This window comes from Martelella sp. UBA3392 (genome assembly GCF_002358775.1).
Lineage (GTDB): Bacteria > Pseudomonadota > Alphaproteobacteria > Rhizobiales > Rhizobiaceae > Martelella > Martelella mediterranea.
Window position 1 is genome coordinate 2,966 of sequence record NZ_DEPM01000093.1, and the last position, 8,309, is coordinate 11,274.

Here is an 8,309-nt window from a genome sequence, read left to right on the forward strand (position 1 = left end):
GCCGGCTGCAGCGCGGCCGTGCCGCGGCCTGCGCGGGAGCGGAAGGTGAGCGCCATCAGGGTGGCGCCGATGCCCATGCCCCAGGCGCCGACATACATCCAGGTGTAGGTCGCGAAGGCATCGTAGATCAGCCCGCCGGCGAGCGGGCCGAGCGCCATGCCGAGGCCGCCGGCGAGCCCGGTGCCGCCAATGACGGTGCCCATCATCCGCTGCGGGAAGTTCTCGCGCGCCAGCACCGCGTAGAGCGGCATCACGCCGGCATAGATGAAGCCGAAAAGCGCCGCGACGGCGTAGAAGCCGGCAAGTTCGCGCACGAAGGCATAGGCGAGCGCGCCGAAGGCCTGGGCGAGAAGGCCGGCGACCAGCACCCGCTTGGCCCCCAGCCGATCGCCGAGAATGCCGAAGGCGACGCGACCGCCAAGCCCCGCCAGGCCCTCGATCGAATAGATCGAAACCGCCGCCATCAGCGGAATGCCGCAGGTCACGGCATAGCTGACGGTGTGGAAGATCGGGCCGGCATGGGTGGCGCAGCAGAAGAAATTGGTGAGGCAAAGCACGATGAATTGCGGAGAACGGATCGCTTCCGCCACCGTGATCTCCGGTTCCGCGCCGGCCATGCCGGGCTGGCTTGCCTCGACCTGCGGCGGGCGGCGGATCAGCATCGCGGCGGGCAGCATCAGCACGGCTACCACGATCGCGATGATCTGCATCGCGGTGCGCCAGTCATACCCCTCGACCAGAAAGGCGGCGAGTGGCGACATCGTCATTGGCGCGACGCCGAAGCCGACCGAAACCAGAGACACGGCGAGCGAGCGGTGGGTATCGGACCAGCCGACGATGGACGACATCATCGGCGCCATCAACGCCGCGATCGCAAGGCCGGATACCAGGCCGAAGCTCATTTGAAACGCCAGCAGGCTGGGGCTGACGCTGCCGAGGAGGAGGGCCGCGACCATCGCCACGCTACCGGCGAGAACCACGGGGCGCGGGCCGATCCGGTCCGACAGCGATCCCATGATCATGCTCGCAAGCGCCGACGTGATGAAGCCGATGGTCATGGCCGTGGAGATACCGGTGGTCGACCAGCCGGTCGCATCCGCCATCGGCCTCAGGAAGACCGGCAGCGAGAAGATCGCGCCGATGGCGAGGCAGCCGATCACCGCGCCCGCGGCAACCATGATCCAGCGATAGGGAATAGTGCGCATCAAAATCCGGCCCCCCGTGCCATCGCGACCGCGCAGGTCGATCGTCTAATGATATAAGTTGATATCAACCTAAATAAATGCTGTCAATTGTCCTCATCAATAATCGATTGAATGGGCGGAGTTTTCCGATGGCGTTGTTGAAAGCGTGAAACAAGGTATGATAATCGGGAGCCCCGAGGGAGTTTGGCCGGCCGGAGATGGCGGCGAGCGCGGTGACGCCGCAAAGGAGGGAAGTCTATGCAGAATGTCGAAATGTCCCAGCCCGCAGACGAGGCGGATTTTTCGGAACACACCAAAACCTACAAGATGTTCGTCAATGGCGCGAAATACGGCACGATCCATCTGGTGGCGCTGATGGTTGCCATGGCGGCGGGTCTGCTTGGGCCTTTCGGTTTCATCGGCAGTCTGATCATCTTCATCGTCATCAGCGTGCTTGGCTACGTTATCCTGCGCTGAAAGCCTTGGAAGAAAATCGATTTTCTGCGGAACAGGGCGTACCGGCAAGCCGGCGCGCCGCTGACGGCTGCCGTCCGTTCCGACTTCAATCTGGGAGCATGTCTTGAACAAGACACTATTCGTACCGAAGGAGACGGCGGACGCGGAAACGCGCGTTGCCGCTTCTCCTGACACGGTCAAGAAACTGAAGGGCCTCGGCTTCGATGTTGTCGTCGAAAGCGGCGCTGGCCTCAAATCCCGCATGGATGACGAGGCGTTCCGCGCCGCGGGCGCCGAAATTGCCGGCCCCGAAACGGCGGCCAATGCCGATGTCATCTTCCGCGTCCGCCGCCCCGGCGAGCAGGAATTTTCCGGCTACAAGAGCGGCGCGATTGTGATCGCGACCATGGACCCCTACGGCCATGAGGACGCGCTGTCGGCCATGGCCGGGAAGGGGATTTCCGCCTTCGCGATGGAGCTGATGCCGCGCATCACCCGCGCGCAGTCGATGGACATTCTGTCCTCGCAGGCAAACCTTGCCGGCTATCAGGCCGTGATCGAGGCGGCGGCGGTGTTCGACCGCGCCATGCCGATGATGATGACGGCGGCGGGCACCGTGCCGGCCGCGCGCGTGTTCGTGATGGGCGCGGGCGTTGCCGGCCTCCAGGCGATCGCGACCGCGCGCCGTCTCGGCGCCGTGGTTTCGGCCACCGATGTGCGTCCCGCCGCCAAGGAACAGGTCGCCTCGCTCGGCGCGAAATTCATCGCGGTCGAGGATGACGAGTTCAAGGCGGCCGAGACCGCCGGCGGTTACGCCAAGGAAATGTCGAAGGAATATCAGGCCAAGCAGGCCGAGCTCGTGGCCTCCCACATCGCCAAGCAGGATATCGTCATCACCACCGCGCTGATCCCCGGTCGCCCCGCGCCCCGGCTCGTCAGCCGCCAGATGCTTTCGGCGATGAAGCTCGGATCGGTCGCCGTCGACCTCGCGGTCGAGCGCGGCGGCAATGTCGAAGGCGCGGTCGCCGGCGCGGTGACCGAGGTCGAGGGCGTCAACGTCATCGGCTACGAAAACCTGCCGGGCCGGATCGCCGCCAGCGCCTCGGCGCTTTACGCCAAGAACCTGCTGACCTTCTTCGAAACGCTGGTCGACAAGGAGACCGGCGATCTGAAAATCAACCGGGAAGACGAACTCGTCGCCGCCACGCTGCTGACGCATGAGGGCGCGCTCGTTCATCCGAAATTTGGCGGTCAGCCCGCCGGGGGAGAAGCCTGATGCCGCTAGATGATGTTCATAGCTCGATCGACCAGGCGATGATGTCGCTGGAGCACGCCAAGAGCGCGCTCGGCAATCTCGAGGACGGCTCGCTCGCAGCGCTCGCCCATGGCGCGACCGGCGGGGTCATCGATCCCTTCGTATTCCAGCTCGCGATCTTCGTGCTCGCAATTTTCGTCGGCTACTACGTTGTGTGGTCGGTGACGCCGGCGTTGCATACGCCGCTGATGGCGGTCACCAACGCGATCTCCTCGGTGATCGTCGTCGGCGCGCTTCTCTCGGTTGCCCTTTCGGCAAGCGGCATCGCCACCGGCATGGGCTTTGTCGCCCTGATCCTGGTCGCGATCAATATTTTCGGCGGCTTCCTCGTCACCCAGCGCATGCTGGCGATGTACAAGAAAAAAGAGAAGTGAGGCCATAGACGATGTCTGTCAATCTTGCAGCCTTGCTGTTTCTCGTCTCCGCCGTGCTGTTCATTCTGGCGCTGCGCGGCCTGTCGCACCCCTCCACCAGCCGCAAGGGCAACCTTTACGGCATGGTCGGTATGGGGATCGCGATCGTCACCACGCTGTTGCTTGCCAAGCCGGATTTCCCGGCGCTGATCCTGATCGTGCTGGCGCTTGCCATCGGCGGCGGCATCGGCGCCTATATCGCCCGCACGATCCCGATGACCGCGATGCCGCAGCTCGTCGCCGGCTTCCACTCGCTCGTCGGTCTTGCCGCCGTGCTGGTGGCGGGCGCGGCGCTTTACTCGCCGGAAAGCTTCGGTATCGGCACGCCGGATGATATTCATCTGCGCGCCCTGATCGAGCTTTCGATCGGTGCCGCGATCGGTGCGATCACCTTTACCGGCTCGATCATCGCCTTCCTGAAGCTCGATGGGCGCATGTCCGGCAAGCCGATCATGCTGCCGGCGCGCCACATCATCAACATCGCGCTTCTGGCCGGTCTGGTGCTGTTCATCGTGTCGCTTTCGGCAACGGCCAATCCGATCCACTTTTGGCTGATCGTCATTCTGGCGCTGGGGCTTGGCGTGCTGCTGATCGTGCCGATCGGCGGAGCCGACATGCCGGTCGTGGTCTCGATGCTGAACTCCTATTCGGGCTGGGCGGCTGCCGGCATCGGCTTCACGCTCGGCAACATGGCGCTGATCGTTACCGGTGCGCTGGTCGGCTCGTCGGGCGCGATCCTGTCCTACATCATGTGCAAGGGCATGAACCGCTCGTTCATCTCGGTCATTCTCGGCGGCTTTGGCGGCGATAGCGCTGCCGCCGCCGGGGCTTCCGATATCGACCGTACGGTCAAGACCGGTTCGGCCGACGATGCGGCCTTCCTGATGGAGAATGCCTCCAGGGTCATCATCGTGCCGGGTTACGGCATGGCGGTCGCCCAGGCCCAGCACGCGCTGCGCGAGCTTGCCGACAAGCTCAAGGAAAAGGGCGTCGAGGTGAAATACGCCATTCACCCGGTCGCGGGCCGCATGCCGGGCCACATGAACGTGCTCTTGGCCGAGGCCAATGTGCCCTATGACGAGGTGTTCGAACTGGAGGATATCAACTCCGAATTCGCCCAGGCTGACGTCGCCTATGTCATCGGCGCCAATGACGTGACCAACCCGGCGGCGCGCGACGACAAGGCCTCGCCGATCTACGGCATGCCGATCCTCGATGTCGACAAGGCCAAGACCTGCCTGTTCGTCAAGCGCTCGCTCGGCTCCGGCTATGCCGGCATCGACAATGAGCTGTTCTACAAGGATGGCACGATGATGCTGCTGGGCGACGCCAAGAAGATGACCGAGGATATCGTCAAGGCGATCGAATAGCCAAAGCCTTGAAATTACTGGAAGCCCGGCGGTTCATCCCGCCGGGTTTTCGTTTGTTCCGTCCGCTTGAGCGGAACCGTCCATCACCACTGCACGTTGTCCCATGGCAACATCAACCGAGGACAACCCGTGGCCATTCCCAGGAAACCCCTGACCGTCGCTCTCATTCCGGCGATGGCATTGTGCCTGATGGCGCTCGACCTTCCCGACAATCCGCCGGTGCCGGAGCAGCGCCCGGATAGTGCCGCCGCCGCGGAAGCGGAGGCTGCACCAACGCCGGCAACGGAAGAAACGACGGAGACGGCGGAGCCCACTCCCGCGGAAGACGAGGCCGCCGAGGAGGTCGAGAGGGTCGAGGACGATCTCCCGGACGATCCGCCCGTGCCCGAGGAACGAGCGGAGAACCCGCCGCCGCCCGATCCGAAGCCGCCGGAGGAAGACAATGGCGAATTTCTCCGCTGCACGGCGGCGCTCACCGCGCTCGGCGCGGAATACGAAGTGCTGGAGCCGATCGACGGGGAGGGGGCTTGTGGCATGGCGCGGCCGCTGAAGGTGACAAAGGTTATGGAAGGGGTGGCGCTTTCGCCGGAAGGCACGATGCGCTGCGAGACCGCGCTTGCGCTTGCCACATGGGCCAAAACCTATGTCGAGCCGACGGCGAAGATCGCGCTGTCCCCGGATGCGCGGCTGACCGAGGTGGAGCAGGCGTCAACCTATGTCTGCCGCAGCCGCAACAATGTGGACGGCGCCAAGATTTCCGAACATGCCAAGGGCAATGCCATCGATATTCGATCGCTGACATTTTCCGACGGCACCTCAGTGGAAATGCTGCCGCGCATGAAGGATGGCAGCGTCACAGGCGCCTTCCAGCGCACCGTCAGCGCCGCCGCCTGCCTCTATTTCACGACGGTGCTTTCGCCAGGCAGCGATGCAACCCATCAGGACCACATGCATCTCGACGTGATAAAGCGCAACAGCGGTTATCGCTACTGCCGGTAGGTTTTGCCGGCGCGGTCAGGTCGCCAGCCAGGAGATGGCCTCGTTCTGGTTGTCAGGGGCGAACACCTTCACGTCCGCATGGAACAGCATGCCGAACATCTGCACCGCCTGGGTAAAGCCCTTGTTGGCGCTGACGATCGCGATGCTCTTGAACTCCAGCGGTTCGGAACGGCGGAAAGGCTGGCCGCCCATCGCGGTGCCGACATCCGAGCCGGCGAAATCCGCGCCGGTCACCAGGAGCAGGCGCAGCCCGCCGCCCTTGGTGCTCTGGGTTTCGAGCGCCGGCAGCAGGACATTCTGGTAGTCATTGGCGCTCAGCGCCTTGTGGATCGTGAAGCCGATCATGTTGTCCGGCAGGCTTTCGATTTTCTCAAGCATGGAATCCCTCCGATTTTGCGTCGTGTTGTAACGCGGCCATGGCGACTTTGAAAGCGCCGTCGGGCAGGATTGCCGATTTGTAATCCGCAAAACCGGGGCAGGATAAAAACATGAGTAGAATTATCATATTTAAACTTTACCTTTTTTATCATGTTTTATATGCTCGCCGCGACAATGCGAAATTCCCCGTATCGAGGAGGCATTCATGGCGAAGAAGAACCGGCGCAAGGCCGCGCGGTCCGAACAGAAATCCGATGACGTGACGCGTGTCGCGGACGCGCCGGAGGGACTTGCCGGACGGAGTTTTCTCTATGTCGGCGGGCGCGACTGTCAGGTCGCCCATCTGCGCGCGGTGGCCGACGGCTTCGGCGCCGAACTGATCCATCACGATGGCGGCCTGCGCGAGGCGGTTTCGCGGATCGACCGGGTGCTGCCCTCCGTCGACTGCGTGTTCTGCCCGATCGACTGTATCAGTCATGACGCCTGCGTGCGCGTCAAATCCGGCTGCAAGAAGTTCAACAAGGCGTTCATCCCGCTCCGCAACGGCTCGAAATCCTCGCTGGAGCGCGCGCTTCACAGCATGAACGAGCGCGGCAACGGATGATCTGTGATATCGATGGGGTCCGCCTGATCGGCCTGCACCGCGCTGACGCGGCCGGTAATGTTGCGAGCCGGTACGGGCCGATGCGCGCCGGGGCCGCCATTCTCCCCTTTCCACAGCACCGACGTCGCGTTGGTATATACGGCGCCGGTGAGGTGATACACGTGGCGGACTGGCATCGCCGGGTTCAGAATAAGACAGCAGAGGTAAGTCAATGTATATCGCAATGAATCGCTTCAAGGTCGCGACCGGTTCCGAGGAGGCGTTCGAGGCCATCTGGAAGGGGCGCGATTCGCGCCTTGCCGAACTCGCCGGCTTCATCTCCTTCCATCTCCTGAAGGGCAAGCACTTCGCCGATGACGGCTACACGCTCTATGCCTCGCACACGATGTGGGAGAGCGAGGAGGCGTTCACCAACTGGACAAAATCCGAGCAGTTTCGCGATGCCCATAAGAATGCCGGCGAACGCAAGGCGGAATATATCGGCCCGCCGGTCTTCGAAGGCTTCAATACGGTCGAGGGCGCGTGATGAGCGATCCGGCGGAAATCGAGGTCCTGCCCGTTCTGCCATCGGTCGATCTTGCCGAGACCAAGGCGTTCTACACCGAAAAGCTCGGATTGTCGGAAGTGGTGCACGAGGATGACACCTATCTCATCCTCCGTCGTCCCGGGCTTGAGCTGCATTTCTGGCTGACCGACGACAAGACGCTTTGCGAACGGACCTCGGTCTATATTCGCGGCGGCGGCATCGACGCGCTTTATGCCGAATACGAAAAGCGTGACATCCTCCATCCGATGGGCTTCACCGAGCGCGAATGGGGCATGAAGGAATTCTATGTCTCCGATCCGCACGGCAATCTGCTGCGCTTCGGCCGCATACCGGATGGCCAGGAGGGGTAGTCAGTCCCGGCTCGCCGGCAGCAGCGCGGCGAGCGCGGCCATCAGCCAGCCGGCGATGATCGCGGTCCCGCCGACCGGAGCGGCCATGCGGAAAAGGCCGGAGCCCATGTAGGAAAGCGCTGCGATATCGCCTGCGAACAATAGCGTTCCGAGCGCGATCGCGAGCCCTGCCGCGGTTGCGACGGCTGTGCGCATTGCCAATACCGCGAGCGCCAGCAGCGCCGGGCCATTGGCGAGGCAGACCAGCGCCGCCGATTGCAGCACGGCGCTGTCGCCGTGATAGGCGGCGGCGGCGAGCATGATGCCGGCGGCACCCGTAAGGCCTCCGCAGAAAAGCAATATGCGTGATGAAAGCGCAAGGCCTGCCATCCTCAACTCCTGTTTTGCATGTGATAGGCGAGTTTTTCGATCGGCGGCATGATCACGGCGCGCAACCGGATATCGGGCACGGTCTCTTCCAGCGCGCGGCGGAAGCACAGCAGCCACTCATCGCGCTCCTCCGGCCCGATCGGCGCCGGCATGTGGCGCATCCTGAGGCGGGGATGACCGTGCTTTTCCACATAGACCGGCGGGCCGCCGAGATAACCGGTCATGTAGTCGCGGAATTTCGCTTCCGAGCCCGAAAGATCGGCGGGATGAATAGCGCGGCAGCGGGCGGCCTCCGGCAGGGGATCCATCAATTCGTAGAAGCGG

The 8,309-nt window shown here is 63.3% G+C and carries 12 protein-coding genes; 8 read left to right on the forward strand and 4 right to left on the reverse strand.

Features of this window, described 5'->3' with window-relative positions; all coding sequences use genetic code 11:
• The coding region (locus tag B4E36_RS06950; RefSeq protein WP_345900165.1) for an MFS transporter at positions 1-1,205 on the reverse strand (1,205 nt) is incomplete at its 3' end.
• A 237-nt stretch (positions 1,206-1,442) separates the two neighbouring features.
• Between B4E36_RS06950 and B4E36_RS06955 the strand changes: the two genes are divergently transcribed.
• From B4E36_RS06955 to B4E36_RS06975, 5 genes are all read left to right on the forward strand, one after another.
• Complete coding sequence (locus B4E36_RS06955; RefSeq protein ID WP_292056964.1) at positions 1,443-1,661, forward strand: aa3-type cytochrome c oxidase subunit IV; 219 nt, start codon at positions 1,443-1,445, stop codon at positions 1,659-1,661.
• A gap of 103 nt (positions 1,662-1,764) precedes the next feature.
• Complete coding sequence (locus B4E36_RS06960; protein WP_292056966.1) at positions 1,765-2,916, forward strand: Re/Si-specific NAD(P)(+) transhydrogenase subunit alpha; 1,152 nt, start codon at positions 1,765-1,767, stop codon at positions 2,914-2,916.
• Entirely contained in the window at positions 2,916-3,329 is a 414-nt protein-coding gene (locus tag B4E36_RS06965) for a proton-translocating transhydrogenase family protein (protein ID WP_292056967.1), read from the forward strand. Before B4E36_RS06960 ends, B4E36_RS06965 begins: the two co-directional genes overlap by 1 nt.
• 11 nt (positions 3,330-3,340) lie before the next feature.
• Complete coding sequence (locus B4E36_RS06970) at positions 3,341-4,738, forward strand: NAD(P)(+) transhydrogenase (Re/Si-specific) subunit beta (RefSeq protein WP_345900166.1); 1,398 nt, start codon at positions 3,341-3,343, stop codon at positions 4,736-4,738.
• Between the two features lie 129 nt (positions 4,739-4,867).
• Positions 4,868-5,737, forward strand: coding sequence for an extensin family protein (locus tag B4E36_RS06975; protein WP_345900167.1), 870 nt, complete (start codon positions 4,868-4,870; stop codon positions 5,735-5,737).
• Positions 5,738-5,752: 15 nt separating this feature from the next.
• On the opposite strand, the gene B4E36_RS06980 is transcribed toward B4E36_RS06975, so the two are convergent.
• Positions 5,753-6,115, reverse strand: coding sequence for an STAS/SEC14 domain-containing protein (locus B4E36_RS06980; protein WP_292056971.1), 363 nt, complete (start codon positions 6,113-6,115; stop codon positions 5,753-5,755).
• Between the two features lie 205 nt (positions 6,116-6,320).
• On the opposite strand from B4E36_RS06980, the gene B4E36_RS06985 reads away from it, so the two are divergent.
• The 3 genes from B4E36_RS06985 to B4E36_RS06995 all read left to right on the forward strand — a co-directional run bounded on the left by B4E36_RS06985 (position 6,321) and on the right by B4E36_RS06995 (position 7,616).
• Positions 6,321-6,719, forward strand: a complete 399-nt coding sequence (locus B4E36_RS06985) for a DUF2325 domain-containing protein (RefSeq protein ID WP_292056972.1) — start codon at positions 6,321-6,323, stop codon at positions 6,717-6,719.
• Positions 6,720-6,930: 211 nt separating this feature from the next.
• Positions 6,931-7,245, forward strand: coding sequence for an antibiotic biosynthesis monooxygenase family protein (locus B4E36_RS06990; RefSeq protein ID WP_292056974.1), 315 nt, complete (start codon positions 6,931-6,933; stop codon positions 7,243-7,245).
• Positions 7,245-7,616, forward strand: coding sequence for a bleomycin resistance protein (locus B4E36_RS06995; protein WP_292056976.1), 372 nt, complete (start codon positions 7,245-7,247; stop codon positions 7,614-7,616). Before B4E36_RS06990 ends, B4E36_RS06995 begins: the two co-directional genes overlap by 1 nt.
• Here B4E36_RS06995 and B4E36_RS07000 read toward each other — a convergent pair whose 3' ends face one another.
• The gene (locus B4E36_RS07000; protein WP_292056979.1) at positions 7,617-7,985 is read right to left on the reverse strand and encodes a DUF423 domain-containing protein; all 369 of its coding nucleotides are present in this window, start codon (positions 7,983-7,985) and stop codon (positions 7,617-7,619) included.
• Positions 7,986-7,987: 2 nt separating this feature from the next.
• Positions 7,988-8,309, reverse strand: a 322-nt coding sequence (locus B4E36_RS07005) for a group II truncated hemoglobin (RefSeq protein ID WP_345900168.1), incomplete at its 5' end; no start/stop codon positions are given.

Coding starts and splice junctions, on each gene's coding strand:
- B4E36_RS06990 (WP_292056974.1), top strand. CDS start 6,931: ATGTATATCGCAATGAATCGCTTCAAGGTCGCGACCGGTTCCGAGGAG.
- B4E36_RS06995 (WP_292056976.1), top strand. CDS start 7,245: ATGAGCGATCCGGCGGAAATCGAGGTCCTGCCCGTTCTGCCATCGGTC.
- B4E36_RS06985 (WP_292056972.1), top strand. CDS start 6,321: ATGGCGAAGAAGAACCGGCGCAAGGCCGCGCGGTCCGAACAGAAATCC.
- B4E36_RS06970 (WP_345900166.1), top strand. CDS start 3,341: ATGTCTGTCAATCTTGCAGCCTTGCTGTTTCTCGTCTCCGCCGTGCTG.
- B4E36_RS06965 (WP_292056967.1), top strand. CDS start 2,916: ATGCCGCTAGATGATGTTCATAGCTCGATCGACCAGGCGATGATGTCG.
- B4E36_RS07000 (WP_292056979.1), bottom strand. CDS start 7,985: ATGGCAGGCCTTGCGCTTTCATCACGCATATTGCTTTTCTGCGGAGGC.
- B4E36_RS06980 (WP_292056971.1), bottom strand. CDS start 6,115: ATGCTTGAGAAAATCGAAAGCCTGCCGGACAACATGATCGGCTTCACG.
- B4E36_RS06955 (WP_292056964.1), top strand. CDS start 1,443: ATGCAGAATGTCGAAATGTCCCAGCCCGCAGACGAGGCGGATTTTTCG.